Annotated in this window: 16 protein-coding genes; 8 read left to right on the top strand and 8 right to left on the bottom strand. The window is 68.4% G+C overall.

Features of this window, described 5'->3' with window-relative positions:
• The first annotated feature begins 25 nt into the window (after positions 1–25).
• The gene (gene pdeM, locus BMX37_RS16900) at positions 26–688 is read left to right on the top strand and encodes a ligase-associated DNA damage response endonuclease PdeM (protein WP_093666952.1); all 663 of its coding nucleotides are present in this window, start codon (positions 26–28) and stop codon (positions 686–688) included.
• A 20-nt stretch (positions 689–708) separates the two neighbouring features.
• Here pdeM and msrA read toward each other — a convergent pair whose 3' ends face one another.
• The 4 genes from msrA to pabB form a co-directional block, all read right to left on the bottom strand.
• On the bottom strand, positions 709–1,368 hold the full coding sequence (msrA, locus tag BMX37_RS16895) for a peptide-methionine (S)-S-oxide reductase MsrA (protein WP_093666951.1): 660 nt from the start codon (positions 1,366–1,368) through the stop codon (positions 709–711).
• An 84-nt stretch (positions 1,369–1,452) separates the two neighbouring features.
• Positions 1,453–1,599, bottom strand: a complete 147-nt coding sequence (locus tag BMX37_RS18920) for a hypothetical protein (protein WP_170842045.1) — start codon at positions 1,597–1,599, stop codon at positions 1,453–1,455.
• 121 nt (positions 1,600–1,720) lie between these two features.
• Positions 1,721–2,920, bottom strand: coding sequence for a pyridoxal phosphate-dependent aminotransferase (locus BMX37_RS16890; RefSeq protein WP_093666981.1), 1,200 nt, complete (start codon positions 2,918–2,920; stop codon positions 1,721–1,723).
• Positions 2,921–2,963: 43 nt separating this feature from the next.
• A complete protein-coding gene (gene pabB / locus BMX37_RS16885) occupies positions 2,964–4,748 on the bottom strand; it encodes an aminodeoxychorismate synthase component I (RefSeq protein WP_093666950.1) in 1,785 nt (594 codons plus the stop codon).
• Positions 4,749–4,828: 80 nt separating this feature from the next.
• On the opposite strand from pabB, the gene aguB reads away from it, so the two are divergent.
• Positions 4,829–5,689 (top strand): N-carbamoylputrescine amidase, encoded by an 861-nt coding sequence (aguB, locus tag BMX37_RS16880; protein ID WP_093666949.1) that lies wholly within the window; start codon positions 4,829–4,831, stop codon positions 5,687–5,689.
• A 2-nt stretch (positions 5,690–5,691) separates the two neighbouring features.
• Positions 5,692–6,135 (top strand): cupin domain-containing protein, encoded by a 444-nt coding sequence (locus BMX37_RS16875; protein ID WP_093666948.1) that lies wholly within the window; start codon positions 5,692–5,694, stop codon positions 6,133–6,135.
• Positions 6,136–6,174: 39 nt separating this feature from the next.
• Here BMX37_RS16875 and BMX37_RS16870 read toward each other — a convergent pair whose 3' ends face one another.
• Positions 6,175–6,756 carry a helix-turn-helix domain-containing protein gene (locus tag BMX37_RS16870; RefSeq protein WP_093666947.1) on the bottom strand — a complete coding sequence of 194 codons (582 nt, stop codon included), beginning with the start codon at positions 6,754–6,756 and terminating at the stop codon, positions 6,175–6,177.
• 100 nt (positions 6,757–6,856) lie between these two features.
• Here BMX37_RS16870 and BMX37_RS16865 point away from each other — a divergent pair, with 100 nt between their 5' ends.
• Both BMX37_RS16865 and dapF read left to right on the top strand, forming a co-directional pair.
• Positions 6,857–7,330, top strand: a complete 474-nt coding sequence (locus BMX37_RS16865) for a DUF6456 domain-containing protein (RefSeq protein ID WP_093666946.1) — start codon at positions 6,857–6,859, stop codon at positions 7,328–7,330.
• Positions 7,331–7,368: 38 nt separating this feature from the next.
• Positions 7,369–8,319, top strand: a complete 951-nt coding sequence (gene dapF, locus BMX37_RS16860) for a diaminopimelate epimerase (protein ID WP_093666945.1) — start codon at positions 7,369–7,371, stop codon at positions 8,317–8,319.
• Positions 8,320–8,355: 36 nt separating this feature from the next.
• Here dapF and BMX37_RS16855 read toward each other — a convergent pair whose 3' ends face one another.
• Together BMX37_RS16855 and purD are read right to left on the bottom strand one after the other, a co-directional pair.
• A complete protein-coding gene (locus BMX37_RS16855) occupies positions 8,356–9,057 on the bottom strand; it encodes a hypothetical protein (protein WP_244501657.1) in 702 nt (233 codons plus the stop codon).
• A 9-nt stretch (positions 9,058–9,066) separates the two neighbouring features.
• A complete protein-coding gene (gene purD, locus BMX37_RS16850) occupies positions 9,067–10,338 on the bottom strand; it encodes a phosphoribosylamine--glycine ligase (RefSeq protein ID WP_093666944.1) in 1,272 nt (423 codons plus the stop codon).
• Here purD and xseA point away from each other — a divergent pair.
• From xseA to BMX37_RS16835, 3 genes are read left to right on the top strand one after another with little or no spacing between them, the layout of a single operon-like run.
• Positions 10,337–11,719, top strand: coding sequence for an exodeoxyribonuclease VII large subunit (gene xseA / locus BMX37_RS16845; protein WP_093666943.1), 1,383 nt, complete (start codon positions 10,337–10,339; stop codon positions 11,717–11,719). The genes purD and xseA overlap by 2 nt on opposite strands.
• A gap of 32 nt (positions 11,720–11,751) precedes the next feature.
• Positions 11,752–11,952, top strand: coding sequence for a DUF2093 domain-containing protein (locus BMX37_RS16840; protein WP_093666942.1), 201 nt, complete (start codon positions 11,752–11,754; stop codon positions 11,950–11,952).
• The gene (locus BMX37_RS16835) at positions 11,949–12,860 is read left to right on the top strand and encodes a M23 family metallopeptidase (RefSeq protein ID WP_244501656.1); all 912 of its coding nucleotides are present in this window, start codon (positions 11,949–11,951) and stop codon (positions 12,858–12,860) included. Before BMX37_RS16840 ends, BMX37_RS16835 begins: the two co-directional genes overlap by 4 nt.
• A 376-nt stretch (positions 12,861–13,236) precedes the next feature.
• On the opposite strand, the gene BMX37_RS16830 is transcribed toward BMX37_RS16835, so the two are convergent.
• Positions 13,237–16,329 (bottom strand): TonB-dependent receptor plug domain-containing protein, encoded by a 3,093-nt coding sequence (locus BMX37_RS16830; RefSeq protein ID WP_139198136.1) that lies wholly within the window; start codon positions 16,327–16,329, stop codon positions 13,237–13,239.
• Between the last annotated feature and the right edge of the window lie 138 nt (positions 16,330–16,467).

The following is a 16,467-nucleotide window of genomic DNA, read 5'->3' as shown; positions in this document are numbered from 1 at the left end:
TCGGCCGGCCGGGCAGAGGGTGGGCATGGTTCCCTTTTCGTTCGGCGGCCACGACCTGATGGCATTGCCCAGCGGTGCGCTGTTCTGGCCCGCGCGGGCGGCGTTGCTGGTTGCCGACTTGCATCTGGAAAAGGCGAGCTGGTTCGCCAGCCGGGGACAGATGCTGCCGCCCTATGACTCGATCCAGACGCTGGGCGAACTGACGCAGGTGGTGGAGGCGACCGGCGCGCGCGAGATGTGGTGCCTGGGCGACAGTTTCCACGATGCGAAGGGTTGCGAGCGGTTGCCGGTCGAGGCGCAGGCGCGTCTGCGGGCGCTGACCAGTGCGCTGCGCTGGACCTGGATCACCGGCAATCACGATCCCGTGATCCTGGATCGCTGCGGCGGCGATGTCGTGGAGGAGGCGGTGGTCGACGGGGTGGTGCTGCGGCACGAGGCGGCGCCCGATGATCCTCGCCCCGAACTGTCGGGGCATTTCCACCCGAAGCTGCGCATCACCGTGCGCGGGCGTGCCGTGGCGCGGCGATGCTTCGTCTCGACGGAAAGCAAGCTGGTGCTGCCGGCCTTTGGTGCGCTGACCGGCGGCATGGACCCGGATCATCCCGCCATTCGCCGCGCGGTCGGACCGGATGCCCAGGCGATGATCCCGGTGGAAAACCGCATGCTGCGGTTTCCGATCGCCGCCTGAACGTCAGGGGTCGGGGGGCGTCAGCGCCTCAGCTGGGGATAGGCCGCGCGGAAGGCGGCGACCTTCGGCTTGTCCCAGGCGACGATGTACGGGTGCGTCGGATTGCGGTCGTAGAAATTCTGGTGATACGCCTCCGCCGGATAGAAGGCGCCGTCCTCGATCCGGGTGACGATCGGGCGCGGAAAGGCGTGCGCCGTGCCGAGTTGCGTCAGGTAAGCGCGCGCCACCCGCGCCTGATCCGGCGTCTGCGGGAAGATCGCGGAGCGGTAGCTGGGGCCTGAATCAGGACCCTGACGGTTCAGCTGGGTCGGATCATGCGCGATGGAGAAATACACGCGCAACAGGGTGCCGTAGCTGACCTGGCGCGGATCGTAGACGACCCGTACGGCTTCTGCATGGCCGGTACGTTCGGTCGAGACCTGATCGTAGCTGGCCGTGGAACGCGTGCCGCCCGCATAGCCAGCGGTGACGGCGCGCACGCCCTTCACCTGCTCGAACACCGCCTCCATGCCCCAGAAACAGCCGCCGGCGAACACCGCCGTCTGCGAACCCGCGCTGGGCGCGACGTCAGCGCGCGGCGCGGGCAGCGGCACCGCGCGCTCTGCGCCGGCGAGGCCCGGTGTGGCGATGGCGAGAAGAGCGGTGCCCGCGACCAGCGCGGCGGCGAAAACGTGTCTCATGTCAGACAGATAGGATTGGGTAGTGTGATCGCCAAGACGGGCGCTTTGCCGGTCGTGCAAGGGCACATCACGCGCGCCGCTCACTCAGCGCGCGGCGTGGGTGTGCGGAGTGATCCGATGCACCATCGCGTGCGTCGCCTCCGCCGGCTGCAACGCCACCAGACCGACGGTGCCGAGGATGAATCCGCTCGCGACCTGCCATGCGACGCTGGTCTTCAGGGCTGTCAGCATGATCGTCGCCTTCCGCATCGTGCCCGGCCGACCGATTCGACCGGGCGTGATGCGTCTATGACTCCGGGCGGCTTAATCGCGGCTGGGCACGTCGTTCATCGCGTGGAAGGGTTCGGCGCCGTTACCGCAGGTCGGCGCAGGCCGACTGGATGCGCGCGCACGCCTCCCTCAACAATTCGTCGGAAGTGGCGTAGCTGATGCGCATGGCCGGAGACAGGCCGAACGCCGCGCCATGCACCGCCGCCACGCGTGCATCGTCGAGCAGGTAGCCGACGAAATCCTCGTCCGTGTCGATGCGCCGCCCCTTTGGCGTGGTGCGTCCGATCAGGCCCGGCAGGCTGGGATAGACGTAGAACGCGCCCTCCGGCTTGGGGCAGGTCACGCCGTCGATCTCGCTCAACATGCCGACCACCAGGTCGCGGCGGCGCTGGAACGCGGCGGCCCGCTCCTTCAGGAAATCCTGAGGCCCGTTCAGCGCCGCCACCGCCGCCGCCTGCGCGATCGAGCAGGGGTTGGAGGTGGACTGGGATTGCAGCTTCGCCATCGCCTTGATGAGCCAGGGCGCGCCGCCGGCGAAGCCGATGCGCCACCCGGTCATGGCATAAGCCTTGGAACAGCCGTTCACCGTCAGCGTGCGTTCGTACAGGTCGGGGCAGACCTGCGCGATCGTGGCGAAGCGGAAATCGTCATAGACGATGTGCTCGTACATATCGTCGGCGAAGATCCAGACGTTGGGATGCCGGCGCAGCACCTCGCCCAACGCTTCCAGTTCCGCGTGCGTGTAGGCGGCGCCCGTCGGGTTGGAGGGCGAGTTCAGGATGACCCAGCGGGTGCGCGGGGTGATGGCGGCATCCAGCGCCTCGGGCGACAGCTTGTAATTGGTGTCGGCGCCAGCGACCGCGAAGACGGGCGTGCCGCCCGCGAATTGCACCACGTCGGGATAGCTGACCCAATAGGGCGCGGGGATCACAACCTCGTCCCCCGCCTCGACGCTGGCGACGATGGCGTTGAACAGCGTGTGCTTGCCGCCGACGTTCACGCTGATCTGATCGGGGGTGTAGGTCAGGTGGTTGTCGCGCGCGAACTTGGCGACGATCGACGCCTTCAACTCGGCGGTGCCGTCGACATTGGTGTATTTCGTCTTGCCGGCGCGGATCGCCTCGATCGCGGCGTCCTTGACGAAATCGGGGGTGTCGAAATCGGGCTCACCCGCGCCCAGGCCGATCACCTCTATGCCCTGACGCTTCAGCTCCAGCACCCGGCTGGTCACCGCCAGGGTTGGCGACGGGCTGATCCGCTGAAGCGCGGCGGACGGGTGCAGGGCGTGGGTCATGGGGCAAGCCTTTGGCCGGAGGGCAGGGGCGCTATAGCGAAGCGGCCGGTTGTTTCTCAACCGCAACGGAGCTTGGGACGAGGAAAGCGTGGATAAGGCCGCGCAGCGCGTTGCCGACGAAGAACGGGCCGGCCAGGTCGTCACGGGTCAGCGTCGCCTCGCGCGCGCGACCGGTCTGGATCAGGTCCGCGCGCAACACGCCGGGCAGTAACCCGTCCGCCAGCGGCGGGGTCAGCAGCACACCGTCGCGTTCCACGAACAGGTTGGTGTAGCTGCCCTCGGTCAGGCGGCCGTCGGATCGCTCGAACAGCACCTCCGCCGTGCCGGCGGCATGGCGTGCGGCGTCGTAGAAGCCACGGTCGCTGGTCTTGTGCCTCAGGCGCATGTCGGCGGGTGTGACGGGCAGCGGCACCACGGTCACGCCGATCGCCTGCGAGATGTCGGGCATTGGGCCCATCTCCACCGCAATCGCGCCCGACGCGGCGAGCAGCAGGCGGATGCGGGCGGTGCCGCGCAGGCGGAATGTCGCCGCCTGGAGTTCGTTGCGCGCGGCATGCCGGTCGAACGCGAACCCCAGCGCCTCCGCACTGTTCTTCATCCGCGTCAGGTGCCCTTCCAGCAGGAACAGCCCGTCCTCCGGGTCGAAGGCCATGGTTTCGATCAGGTCGAATCCTGGAAGTGTCGCGACGAACGCCCCCTTCGCACAAGCCTCGTCCCATTCGGCGTCGGCGCTGCTGTCGGCGACGACGCCGCCGCCCAGGCCCATGGTCGCATGGCTGGCATCGGCAGCGATGTGCAGGGTACGGATGGCGACGTTGAACGCGGCATCCCCGTTCGCGTCGATGCGCCCGATGGAGCCGGTGTAGATGCCGCGCGCGGCCTGTCCCTCGATCGCCGCCAGCGCCTGCATCGCCCGCACCTTCGGCGCGCCGGTAATGGAGCCGCAGGGGAACAGCGCCGCCAGCATGTCGACCGCGTCCTTGCCGGGCGCCAGCCGGGCCGTGACGTCGGACACCAGCTGGTGAACGGTGGGATAGGTTTCGACCCGGAACAGATCCGGCACCGCGACGCTGCCCGGCGCGGCGACGCGGGCGAGGTCGTTGCGCATCAGGTCGACGATCATCAGGTTTTCCGCGCGCTGCTTGGCATCGGTTGCCAGCTCGGCGGCGGCGCGAGTGTCCGATGCGGAGTCGTCGCCGCGTCGTGCGGTGCCCTTCATCGGACGGCAGAGCAGGCGGTCGCCATCGAGACTGGCGAACAGTTCGGGCGAGAAGGAGAGGATCGTCTCCTCCCCCGTCTCCACCAGCGCCCCCCAACCGCCGGCCGCACGGCGGCGGAGCTGGGCGTAAAGCGCCCTTACGTCCCCATCGAACCGCGCGCGGGCGCGAAAGGTCAGGTTCGCCTGATACAGGTCGCCGGCGCGGATCAGGTCCTGAACCGCCGCGAAGCGCGCATCATAGGCGGCGCGGTCGATATCCGGTTCCGGCGCGCCGATCCATGCGCCGGCCGGATGGGGGAGCAGGGCCGCGACATCCGCCACCTCGTCCCAGCGATCGAACAGCCCGAACCAGAGCAGCGGGCCATCGCTATGCCCCAGCGGTTCGGCGGCCGGCTCGAACGCCGCGCCGGCCTCGTAGCGTAGGAAACCGGCGGCATGCAGGCCATCCCGCTGTGCATCGCGCAGGTCAGCGAGCGCGGGCATCACCTCCGCCGCCGTGCCCGCGCGCACGATCCGCGCCGGACGGCGATACAGTCGCGCGGGCGCACCACCCGGGCGGGCGTCGTCGAGGAACACAAACGGTGGGTCGAGCCGCATGGATCGCCGCATGCCCCGCCACGCTGCCGACGACAAGCGCCCTTCCGCTCCGGGGCCGCTTGCGGGTAAAGGCTGGTGCCATGACCAGCATCACCGTGGCGGCGATCCAGCTCGCCTTTTCGCCCGACATCGACGCCAACATCGCCAAGGTTTCGGCCGCCGTGCACGAAGCCGCGGATCGGGGCGCCCAGGTGATCCTGCCGCCCGAACTGTTCGAGGGCGAGTATTTCTGCCGCGTGGAGGACGAGGGGTTGTTCGCCAACGCCGCGCCGGTGACCGAGCACAAGGCGGTGCTGGCGATGCAGGCGGTGGCGGAGGCGCGGGGCGTCACCATTCCGACCAGCTTCTTCGAGGCGGATGGGCCGCACCATTACAACAGCCTGGCGATGATCGGCCCGGACGGCGAGGTGCAGGGCGTGTACCGCAAGAGCCACATCCCCGACGGACCGGGATATGAGGAAAAGTTCTATTTCCGGCCCGGCAACACGGGTTTCAAGGTGTGGCCCGGTCCGCGCGCGGCCCCGGCAGCGAAGCTGGGTGTGGGGGTGTGCTGGGATCAATGGTATCCGGAAACCGCGCGCGCGATGATGCTGATGGGTGCGGAACTGTTGTTCTATCCCACCGCGATCGGATCGGAGCCGCACGACACCAGCCTGGACACCGCGCGGTTGTGGCGGCGCGCGATGGTCGGCCATGCGGTGTCCAACGTCGTGCCGGTGATCGCCGCAAACCGGGTGGGGACGGAACATGGTCAGACATTCTACGGCACCAGCTTCATCACCGATGAGCGTGGCGACATCCTGGCGGAACTGGACCGCGAGGAAGAGGGCGTGATCGTCGCGACGCTGGACCTGACCCGCGTAAAGCGGCACCGTGCCGCCTTCGGCTTCTTTCGCGACCGCCGGCCGGAATTGTACGGGCGGCTGGTGGAGGACATTTGAGCATGGGGGCGGAGGGCGAGACCGATGCCGGCCAGCTGATCGCGCAGCTTGGCCTGTCGGCGCATCCGGAGGGCGGATGGTACCGCGAGACATGGCGCGCGGACGCGGATGCGGGTGTGCGCGCCGGTGCGACGGCGATCCTGTTCCTGCTGGAGGCAGGCCAGCGGTCGCATTGGCACAGGGTCGACGCGGCGGAGATATGGCTGTGGCACGCAGGGCATGCGCTGTCCCTGTCGACCGCGGCCGATGGCGCAGGGCCGGTGACGTCGGTGACGCTGGGCCCCGACGTGCTGGCCGGGCAAACGCCGCAGCACGTCATCGCCCCGCATCACTGGCAGGCGGCGGAGGCGGTGAACGGCTGGGCGTTGGTGTCGTGCGTCGTGTCGCCGGGTTTCGAGTTCGACGGTTTCACCCTTGCGGCCGAAGGGTGGGCACCGGGCGGCTGAGCGACGTCGAAGCGTTCGGGCTCCGGTCGAGCGATATGCTCAGAGATCGCGGACGAGGCGGACGGCCAGGGCGATCCAAGGCGCGTCTGTCACGACCTGCGGACGGTTGCCAGCGCCGGGGGGCAGGATGTTGAGATCGTCCCCGCCGCCACCCGCGCGCCCGTCGAGCCCGATCAAGCGCCCGAACAGGAAGCGGCCGCCGGGGCGCGGGACCAGCACGTCGCGGTTCATCGCCTGGGCAAAGGACGCCGGTTCCAGCGGCTCGCACCAGATCACGTCACCTGCGCGGTAATCGCCGACGCTGCCCGACACGGTGACGGCCACAGCGCCTGCGGCCGCGACGGGCGGGGGCAGGGCAGCAGGGCGGCTTGGCGCATGGGCGCCGTCGCCATCGAGGGTCGCCGCGAGCGGCAGCTCCGCCCGGTCGGGCAGCTTGACCAGATCCGCCGCCGCCACCCCCAATGCCGCAGCGATGCGGTTCAGCCAGCCGACCGACACGGTGCGCGTGCCGGTTTCCAGCCGGCCGATCGTCTGAGCGGTGGTCGGGGGCACGCAGGCACGCGCGACATCGTCCAGGGTCATGTTCTTGGCCCGGCGCACTTCGCGGATGGCGGTTATCATCGGCTTCGTCCTGTTTGCGAACCAGATCGGTTATTGTCCTGTCCTACAAACGTGCGCCTGTGGCAAGTGCCCCCGCATTGGTGACAGGAAGGAACGGCGGATGAGGGAACTGGCGGAGCGGGTGGTCGACACCCATGGCGTGACCGATCGGGCGCCGTCGCGGCGGAGTGGCCGGCGCAGTGTGACGGTCAACCTGGCCGAGTCGCCGCTGGGATGGCTTGCCGCGCGCGGGCTGGTGACGCCGCGGCAGGTCGAGGCCGGGGAGCGGTTGCGGCGCGATTACGAGACGGCGATGCTGGGGCCGCGCGTCACGATGCGCTGGGGCGGGACGCGTGTGGACGGCGGTGGCGGCGACGGGCTGGATTCCACGACCGCGCAGATCGCGGCGAAGCGGCGCTTCGACGCGGCGATCGCGGCGGCGGGGCCGGGACTGTCCGACATTCTGTGGCGGGTCGTCTGCGCCAACGAAGCGCTGCCGGTGGCGGAAAAGGGGCTGGGCTGGCCGGCGCGCGCGGGCCGGCTGGTGCTGACGCTGGCGCTGGACCGGGTGGCGGTGCATTACGGGCTGCGATAGGGCGCGGTCGCAACTCTTGATCGAGGCCGGGCGAACAGATGCGTTTCGACATCATCCATTGTCACGGATCGGGCAATGACTTCCCGTTGATCGACGCGCGCGCCCTGGCGCTGAGCGACCAGGAATGGGCCGGCGTGGCGCGGGCGTTGGCGGATCGGGCTGGGCCGGTCGGTGGCGACGGGCTGTTGCTGCTGACCGGCGGCGATGCGCGGCACGCGTTCGGCATGCGGATGTTCAATTCCGACGGATCGGAAGCCGAAACCTGCCTGAACGGCCTGCGATGCGTCGCGCGTGCGGGGTTCGAGGCGCTCGGCATCGAGCGGGCGGAGGTGCGCCTGGCCACGTCAAGCGCGCGGGTGGTGCGGGACGCGGACATCGCGCCAGGTGTGTGGACGGTGCGCGAAACCGCCGGACCCGCGACACTGGAGGTCGCGGCATGGCCGACGCGGGCCGGGGTGGAGCGGGTGGTCGATTCGCCGGTCGTCCCGCTGGACCCGGAGCGGCGCTTCACGGCGGTGGCAATCCCCAACCCGCATCTGGTCCACGTCACCGACCGGATCGACGAAGCGGCGCTGGTTGTGCTGGGCGAACGTTGTGAAGCGGCGCCGGACTGGTTGCCGAACCGCGCCAACGTGTCGTTCGTGGAGGTGCGCGCGCCCGACACGATCTTTGTCCGGACGTTCGAGCGTGGGGTCGGGCTGACCAACAGCTGTGGCAGCGCGATGGCGGCGTCGACCTATACCATGGGCCTGACGGGTCGCATCCCGTTCGGGACACCGATCACGGTGCTGAACGCAGGCGGGCTGGTGCGGGCCGAGGCGACGTCGGACGCCATGGTCAGCCTGTCGGGCAACGCCACCTGGGAATGGGCCGGGTCGGTGACGGTGGATTCGGCAGCGGGGCGGGCAGACAACCTGACCGTGACCCGCCGGTTTGATGCGGAGGTCGCAGCGTGGGATGCCGTGACGCGGATGGCACGGGCCGGCTGACGCTCCCCGGAAGGTGCAGCGGTCAGGACGCGGCGATCACAACTTTCCGAATACCGATTCGAAGCCGGCGCGGTCGCCGGCGGCCAGGAAGCGGGCCTGTTCGATCCACCGATCGCGCGCCATGCGTCCGCGGAAGCTGCCCAGTTCGGCGTCCAGTGCCTCCGCCTGATCGTCGCTGAGCGCGGCGATCTGACCCACGGTGGTGATGCCGAGTTCCGCGAGGCGCGCCGTCACCTTCGGCCCCAACCCCTTCAGCTGGGTCACGGGTCCGTCCGCCGGGCCGGATGCGCGCGCCGGTGCCGGGTGGGAGGCCGCTTCGGCAGCGGGGCTGGCGGTCAGCGGTGCGGCGGCGACGATCGGTTCGGCGTGGTCGTCATCGCGGTCGCCCGGTTCATCGTCGCGTGTGTCGACGGGTACAAACCGTGTCGGCTCCGGCGCAGCGGCGCGGGGCACGCCCTGCGCGGCAGCCGGCGTTTCAGCCGACCGGGCATCCGCCGGCAGGCTGTCGCCGGGTTCCGCCGCGGGCTGGGTCGGGACGCCGGCCTCCGCCGCGTTCTCCGCCACTTCCTTGTCGGCCTGCACGCGCCGACGCTTCAGCCGGACGCCATAGCCGATCGCGATGATCACCAGCACGGCGAAGACCAGCATCAAGCCGAGATGGATGCCGGTCAGCAGGCCGTACGAGCTGCCCGCGAGCAGGGAGGTCTGATTGGCAGCGGCGGCCATGGTGTCGTTCATGGAGCGATCCTAAACGGCTGGACGCTCGCGCGCCACCTCCCGCCATCCGATATCGCGCCGAAAAAATCCATGTTCCACATTCACATGCGCAAGGGCGGCATAGGCGTTCGCCTGCGCGGCGGCGGTATCGGTTCCGCTCGCCGTCACCGCCAGGATGCGGCCTCCCGCGCTGACCAGCGCGGGTCCATCGTGGCGGGTGCCGGCCTGGAACACGCGTGCGCCCGACCGTTCCGCCTCGTCGATGCCGGTGATGGCGCCGCCGGTGCGCGGCGTGCCGGGATACCCGTCGCCGGCCACCACGACGGTCAGCGCCGCATCGTCGGAAAACGCCGCGCCCTCTCCCGCCAGACGTCCTTCCGCGACCGCCAGCATCAGGTGGAGCAGGTCGCCGCCGAACCGCATCATCAGCACCTGGCATTCGGGGTCGCCGAAGCGGGCGTTGTATTCGATCAGCTTGGGACCGTCCGCGGTCAGCATCAGTCCGGCGTACAGCACGCCGCTGAACGGGGTACCTTCCTCCGCCAGCGTGCGGATCGTCGGCGCGACGATCGTGTCGAGCGCCTGTTCCTCCAGTTCGGGCGTCAGCACCGGCGCGGGGCTGTACGCGCCCATGCCGCCGGTGTTGGGGCCCACATCGCCCTCGCCCACGCGCTTGTGATCCTGAGCGGTGCCGAAGGGGAGCATGGCGGCGCCGTCGGTCAGCACGAACAGGCTGACCTCCTCCCCCGACAGGAATTCCTCGATCACCGCGCTGCCGCCGGGCTGCACGAAGATCGCGTCCAGCGCCTCGTCCGCCTCCGCACGGGTGGTCGCGACGGTGACCCCCTTGCCGGCGGCCAGGCCGTCCGCCTTCACCACCACCGGCAGGCCAAAGGTGCGGTCGAGCGCGATCGTGGCGGCACCGCGGTCGGTGACCCGGACATAGCCGGCCGTCGGAATGTTCGCGCGGGCGCACAGGTCCTTGGTGAACCCCTTGGACCCCTCCAGCTGCGCGGCCGCCTTGCTCGGGCCGAAGACGGGGACGTCCTCCGCGCGCAGCGAATCGGCGAGGCCGTCGACCAGCGGCGCCTCCGGCCCGACCACGACCAAGCCGATCCCGTGTTCCCGCACAAAGGCGATCACCGCGTCGTGATCCGCGACCGTCAGGTCGACGCAGGTCGCATGCGCGGCGATGCCGGGGTTGCCCGGCGCGGCCCAGAGCGTATCGAGCCCAGGCGATTGTGCCAGCTTCCAGGCGAGCGCATGTTCGCGTCCCCCCGATCCGATCAGCAGGACGTTCATGACCGATCCCTTTTCCGAAACTTCCCGGCTGGTAGCCGAGGCGACGCCGGGGGACAACGCGCTGGCTGTGTCGGTCAGCGAACTGTCCGGGCGGCTGAAGCGGATGGTGGAGGGCGAGTTCGGCCATGTCCGCCTGCGCGGCGAGATTTCCGGATACAAGCGCGCGGCGTCGGGCCACGCCTATCTGTGCCTGAAGGACGATGCCGCGATCATCGACGGCGTGATGTGGAAGGGGTCGGCGGCGGGCCTGCCGTTCCAGCCGCAGGACGGGATAGAGGTGATCGCGACCGGCCGGCTGACCACCTATCCCGGCCGGTCCAAATACCAGATCGTGATCGAGCGCATGGAGTTGGCCGGGGCCGGCGCGCTGATGGCCCTGTTCGAGAAGCTGAAGGCGCAGCTGTCGGCCGAGGGTCTGTTCGCGCGGGAGCGGAAACAGCCGCTGCCATACCTGCCCCGCGTCATCGGCGTGGTCACGTCGCCGACCGGCGCGGTGATCCGCGACATCCTGCACCGGCTGGAGGATCGATGCCCGACCCATGTCGTGGTGTGGCCGGTCAAGGTGCAGGGGCAGGGGGCGGCGGCGGAGGTCGCTGCTGCCGTACGCGGCTTCGATGCCCTGCCAGCGGATGGATCGGGCGGTGTGCCGCGCCCCGACCTTGTCATCGTCGCACGTGGCGGTGGGTCGATCGAGGACCTGTGGGCCTTCAACGAGGAACCGGTGGTGCGCGCGGTGGCGGAGTGTCGCATCCCCGTGATCTCCGCGGTCGGGCACGAGACCGACACGACGCTGTGCGACTATGCCGCCGACCTGCGCGCGCCGACGCCGACCGCCGCGGCGGAGATGGCGGTGCCGGTGCTGGCCGACCTGCGGCTGACGATCGAGGGCTATGCCCAGCGCACGGAGCGGTGCGCCCGCCGCTATCACCAGCGTGGCGGCGAGAAGCTGGCCGCGGCAGCGCGTTTGCTGCCCCGGCGCGACCAGCTGCTGGGTCCGCAGCGTCAACGCGCGGACGATCTGGCCGGGCGGCTGGACCGTGCGCTGGAGCGGCGCGTGATCCAGGCGCGGGGCACGCTGGACCGCCAGGCCGGCGCGCTGCGCCCGGCGGTGCTGACGCGCAGGGTCGAGGCGGCGAGGGCGCGCCTGTCCGACCTGTGGCGGCTGGTCGAATCGCTCAATCCAGACCGGATCCTTGAGCGGGGTTACGCCCGTGTCGAGGCGCGCGGCGACGGGCACACCGTCACCGATGCCGCCGCCGCGCGGGCCGCCGGCGCGTTGCGCCTGGTGTTCCGCCAGGGGCAGACGGTGGACGTCAAGGTTGAGCGTGGCGGCGGCCGGACGTATCTGGCCGGCAGACCCGAACAGCCGACGCTGCTCTGATCCCCGATCCCCGATTCACGCAGGACCCTGCCATGCTGATGTCCAACACCGACCGACCCGCGCGCCTCCACTTCCTGATGAACGGCTTTCGCGTGCTGTCGCCGGGTGATCATGTGATCTGCGCCGCGTCGGGCGGCCGTATCGCACTGGACGAGCTGCGGTATTGGAGCGTGGCGCGGCAGGAGCCCTACGCCACCGCACAGCTCGCCAGCGAGGCGATGGCGCCGCGATGACGGGCATCCGCGCGGGCAGTGCCGTGGCCCTGATGCTGGTGGCGGTGACGGGCGCGTGCGTCCCCAACGTGCAGCCGCCGGCCTCACCTCCGCCGGCACAGTCACCGGTCACGCCGCCCGCGCCGCCGCCGGTGCCGGCACGCGCCGCCAGTGCACCGAGCCTGTCTGGGCAGATGATCCAGGGCGGGTTGATCACCGGCCAGGCCGCACCCGGCACGGCGGCGCTGTCGTTGGACGGCAGGACCGTCGCGGTGGCACCCGACGGGCGTTTCGTCTTCGGCTTCGACCGCGACGCCACGCCTTCCGCGACGCTGACGGTCACCGGCACGGATGGGTCGAGAATGACTGTCCCGCTGACGGTCGCTCCACGCGCGTGGGACATCTCCCGTCTGTCGAGCTTGCCGAAGGTTCCGGTGCCCCAGCCCGAGTTCGCCGCGCGCCGGCCGGCCGAGCTTGCCCGTATCGTCGCCGCCCGGGCGCTGACCACCGACGCGGCGGGGTGGCGGCAACGCTTCTCCTGGCCCGTGACGGGGCGCATCTCGACGCTGTTCGGGTCGCAGCGGATCTACGCCAATGGCGAGGCGGGGTCGTACCATTCGGGCATCGACATCGCGCGGCCGACCGGAACGCTCGTGACCGCCCCGGCCGATGGGGTGGTGATCCTGGCCGCCGACGCGCCGTTCACGCTGGAGGGCAACCTGCTGATGATCGACCACGGCATGGGGCTGAACAGCGCGTTCCTGCACCTGTCGCGCATCGACGTGGCGGTGGGCGACCGTGTCCGGCAAGGCCAGCCGATCGGCCTGGTCGGCGCAACCGGCCGCGCGACCGGTCCGCATTTGCACTGGAGCCTGCAATGGCAGGGCGCGAAGCTCGACCCGCTGCTGGCCGCGGGGCCGATGCGGTAGCAGAGCGTAACGGCTTCGTTCTGTGCATATGATCGGTGAGAAGGCGGGCGGCTGGCTGACAGTTTCTGTGCGTCTCACCCGTTGACCAGTAGGTCCCATGCCCTGCGCCGCTGCGGCCAGCGTGAGGCTTGGCAGTCGCACACGGCACACTGCCTGAAGTCTACGAGTACCGATACACTTTAGGCATCGTCCGTACCTAGCGCGTGCTAGCGTTCGATTTCGCTGGTTGTGTGGAAGGACGACCGCCTACTTTAAGCTGTCTTCCAATTGATCGCCCTTCCCGCCGCCAATCAGACGTAGTGCGAGGCCTGCGGAAGATGGCGCAAAAAAGGGCGACTTCCGAAGGAGCCGCCCCGATCATGCAATCTCGAACGCTTTAAAAGTCGACCTTGGCGCCGACGCGGATGAAGCGGCCGATGAACCCCTGCGCTTCCCATGCGACGTTGTACCCGAAGCCCGCGTCATACGTCTGACCAGGATTGAAGTCCGGCTTCACGTCGAACACGTTCAGGACGTTCGCGTATAGGGTGAACCGGTCGCTCACCTTGATGCTGCCGGTCATGTCGACATCGATGAAGCGCTTGGCGCGGCACTTGTATGGGTTGCCGTTGTAGGTCCCGTACACCGACGATCCGATGCTCCCCTTGCAGTCATCCGGATCGCCGCCGTAGTCGACCGAAGCCATGCTGTAGCCGCCGGTATAATAGGCGGTGGCGCTGAGCGTGCCACCGCCGAAGTCCAGCGTGTTCTGCCACGAACCACGCCATTTCGGTGCGCCCGAGCACGAGGTGATGTTGCAGGGGCTGAGCGATCCATCGAACCGCTGCACGTTCCCGGCCGGCGTCGTCGTCTGCAGCTTGATCAGATAGGACGCGTCGACACGGCTGGTGAAGCTGATGCCGTCGGTGAGCGGCAACCGCACGGTGCCCGAGAAGTCGAGGCCGGATGCAATCTGGGACGTCGTGTTGACGAACGAGTATTGGATGAAGCCCAGCGCCGGCAAGGCACCCGGGTGATCCGGGTCTGCGACGCCCGGAACCACGGTGATGCCGGGAAGGTTCACCGCGCCGTTGTTGGCATAATAGGCTTCTTCCACGCCCGAATAATCAGGCGCGCCGATCAGGCCCTTGATCTTGATGTGGAAATAGTCGGCCGTGAACGAGATGCGGCGTGTGGGTTCGAACACGATGCCGCCGGTCAGGCTGGTCGACTTCTCCGGATCCAGGTTCGGATTACCGCTCGACGTCAGGCCATAGCTGTACGGCAGGGTCGCATACCCGTTGCCACCATGGGCCGCGATGTAGGCGGCACCACCCGGCTGGTCCGGCGTAACGGTGGCGTTGATGTAGCCTGTGGTCGGCTGTCCATAAGCTTCGTTGAAGCTCGGGATGCGGAAGCCGCGCGAGTAGGTTCCACGCAGGCGGATCTGCTCGATCGGCCGGAAGATTGCCGTGATCTTCGGCGAGAAGTTCTTCTGCCCGGACGAATAGTTGTCGTAGCGACCCGAGGCGTTGAGGCTCAACATGTTCAAAACCGGAGCGTCGATCTCGAAAAAGGCCGAACGGACGTTGCGGCTTCCCTGCGTGCTGACCGCGTTGATGCTATAGTAGCGATCGGCCGGATTTGCTTCGTTGGGCGGGTTTGCGCTGGGGTTGTACACCGACTCATGGCGATAGGACGCACCTACCGCGACGGTCAGGTCACCGCCCGGCATCGTGACCAGCGCCTTCGACAGGGTGCCTTGCACCTGCCACAGCTTCGAGTTGGAGTTGGTGACGTTCGTCGGCGCGATATAGTCGCGGGTGTCCTGGGTATTCAGTGAAGGGTCGACGAAGTTGAACGACCCGTCGTTGATGACGTCAAGCAGGCGCTGGGCAACGAAGTAGTTCTTCTGCTTGATACCCAGGTTGATCCGCGAATAGGTGCCATCTGCGCTGTAGTTCCAGCCTTCGCCGAACGAGCCGGAGATGCCGGTCGCAAAGCGGTAGGTCTTGGCGTTGGTCAGCGTCTCACGCGGCTGATCGTACCGGTAGTTGACGCGCGCCTGCTGACCAGCGGCCGCAAACGGGTTGTTCGGGTTCAGCGTGCCGTTCGCGGCCGTGCAGGTGACCGTTCCGCGTGGGCAGACATAGACGGGGAGCAGAACCGGGCTGAGCGTGTACTGCGTACCGCCGGCTGCCGTCTGTCCCGCGAACGTCAGCGGCGCGATGCTGCTGCTCGTCTGCGTCTGATAGTAATTCGCCATCGCGTAGAACTGGGCATTGCTGCCGATGTTCGCGGTGACGTGGGCAGTGGCACCGAAACGCTGCTGCTGCGGAATCTCCATCAGATAGTCGTTGATGTTGTCCTGCTGACAGATCAGCGACCCGGTCGGTGCGCCCTTCCCGGCAAGGTCGGCCTGTTGGGCGGGGGTCAGATTGATCGCGGTGAGATCGCGGCACCCGGCCGCTCCGTTCAACAGCTGCCAGCTTCCGACCGGCTGACCGTTCAGGTATGGACGCACTGCCGGCACGCGCGTCGAGCCGAATGCGGAAACCGTTCCGTCGGGCTGGACGCCGTTGATGGTCTCGTTGGTCAGGCAGTCGCCCGATGCCACGCAAACGCGGCTGTAATCGTTGGTGTTGAACGGGTAGCCGCGATCCCGTGCGTAGATCGGGTTGCTGCGCTGGTATTCCGCGTTGACGTATACGTTGAAGCCCTGCTCGCTGAGCCGGCCATAACCATAGGTCAGGTCCGCGCGCTGCTCGGCACCGTCGCCGCGCTGCGAAATGCCGGCCGATGCGTTGGCGTGGAGCCCCTCGATCTGCTTCTTGATGATGACGTTGACCACGCCCGCGACCGCGTCCGCGCCATAGGTCGAGGATGCGCCGTCCTGCAGAACGTCGACCTTTTCGACGATCGCCTGCGGGATGGTGTTCAAATCGACGAAGCTGCGCTGCCCGTCGTCGCCCAACGGATAGATCGCAGAACGCAGGCCATCGAACAGCGTCAGAGTGTTGCCGGTCGTCAGGCCGCGGAGCGACACGGCGGTTGCGCCCGATGCGAAGCCAAAGCTGTTCCAGGCGCGCGTCATGGTGCCCGCGCCATTGGCGGGAATCGTCTGCAACGCTTCCGCGATCGTGTTCTGACCACGATTGGCAAAGTCCTGCGCGCTGATGGTGGTCACAGGCGCGGCGGTGGCGGTGGAGCTGTTGCGGATCAGCGTGCCGGTGACGACGATGTCGTTGGAGCCTGGCTGATCGTTGATGTTGCTCGGGGTACCAGCTTGCTGAGCCTCCGCGGTCATCGCGCCGCCCTCTGGCGCACTGGCAGACGTATTGGCGGGGGTGGCGGAGTTCTGTTGTGCGGCGCCAACAGGCGCGTTGGAACTGTCCTGCGCCAATGCAGGAGCCGCAAACAGGCTTAACGCGAGCGGAGCGGCCGTACCGAGCAACGCCATCCGGTAAAACTTGCTGGAGGATTGATGCACGATCTTATCCCTTTTTTGTAGCCGCCGTTTCGCAGCAGCCTTACGCGCCGAGCTGCCCTCAAGACATGATCGAACGCTAAGTGGCCTGCATGCGTGGGGCCAATGGGTCTGTAAAGCTGTCGGATTTTGCCACAATGC

This window comes from Sphingomonas gellani (assembly GCF_900110035.1).
Lineage (GTDB): Bacteria > Pseudomonadota > Alphaproteobacteria > Sphingomonadales > Sphingomonadaceae > Sphingomonas > Sphingomonas gellani.
The sequence above is the reverse complement of the archived record's forward strand: the minus strand, read 5'-3'. Positions and strand labels throughout refer to the sequence as shown.

Excerpts from the sequence above, each read along its gene's own strand:
- pdeM (WP_093666952.1), top strand. The coding sequence starts at position 26 with ATGGTTCCCTTTTCGTTCGGCGGCCACGACCTGATGGCATTGCCCAGC.
- msrA (WP_093666951.1), bottom strand. The coding sequence starts at position 1,368 with ATGAGACACGTTTTCGCCGCCGCGCTGGTCGCGGGCACCGCTCTTCTC.
- BMX37_RS18920 (WP_170842045.1), bottom strand. The coding sequence starts at position 1,599 with ATGCTGACAGCCCTGAAGACCAGCGTCGCATGGCAGGTCGCGAGCGGA.
- pabB (WP_093666950.1), bottom strand. The coding sequence starts at position 4,748 with ATGCGGCTCGACCCACCGTTTGTGTTCCTCGACGACGCCCGCCCGGGT.
- aguB (WP_093666949.1), top strand. The coding sequence starts at position 4,829 with ATGACCAGCATCACCGTGGCGGCGATCCAGCTCGCCTTTTCGCCCGAC.
- BMX37_RS16875 (WP_093666948.1), top strand. The coding sequence starts at position 5,692 with ATGGGGGCGGAGGGCGAGACCGATGCCGGCCAGCTGATCGCGCAGCTT.
- BMX37_RS16870 (WP_093666947.1), bottom strand. The coding sequence starts at position 6,756 with ATGATAACCGCCATCCGCGAAGTGCGCCGGGCCAAGAACATGACCCTG.
- BMX37_RS16865 (WP_093666946.1), top strand. The coding sequence starts at position 6,857 with ATGAGGGAACTGGCGGAGCGGGTGGTCGACACCCATGGCGTGACCGAT.
- dapF (WP_093666945.1), top strand. The coding sequence starts at position 7,369 with ATGCGTTTCGACATCATCCATTGTCACGGATCGGGCAATGACTTCCCG.
- BMX37_RS16855 (WP_244501657.1), bottom strand. The coding sequence starts at position 9,057 with ATGAACGACACCATGGCCGCCGCTGCCAATCAGACCTCCCTGCTCGCG.
- xseA (WP_093666943.1), top strand. The coding sequence starts at position 10,337 with ATGACCGATCCCTTTTCCGAAACTTCCCGGCTGGTAGCCGAGGCGACG.
- purD (WP_093666944.1), bottom strand. The coding sequence starts at position 10,338 with ATGAACGTCCTGCTGATCGGATCGGGGGGACGCGAACATGCGCTCGCC.
- BMX37_RS16840 (WP_093666942.1), top strand. The coding sequence starts at position 11,752 with ATGCTGATGTCCAACACCGACCGACCCGCGCGCCTCCACTTCCTGATG.
- BMX37_RS16835 (WP_244501656.1), top strand. The coding sequence starts at position 11,949 with ATGACGGGCATCCGCGCGGGCAGTGCCGTGGCCCTGATGCTGGTGGCG.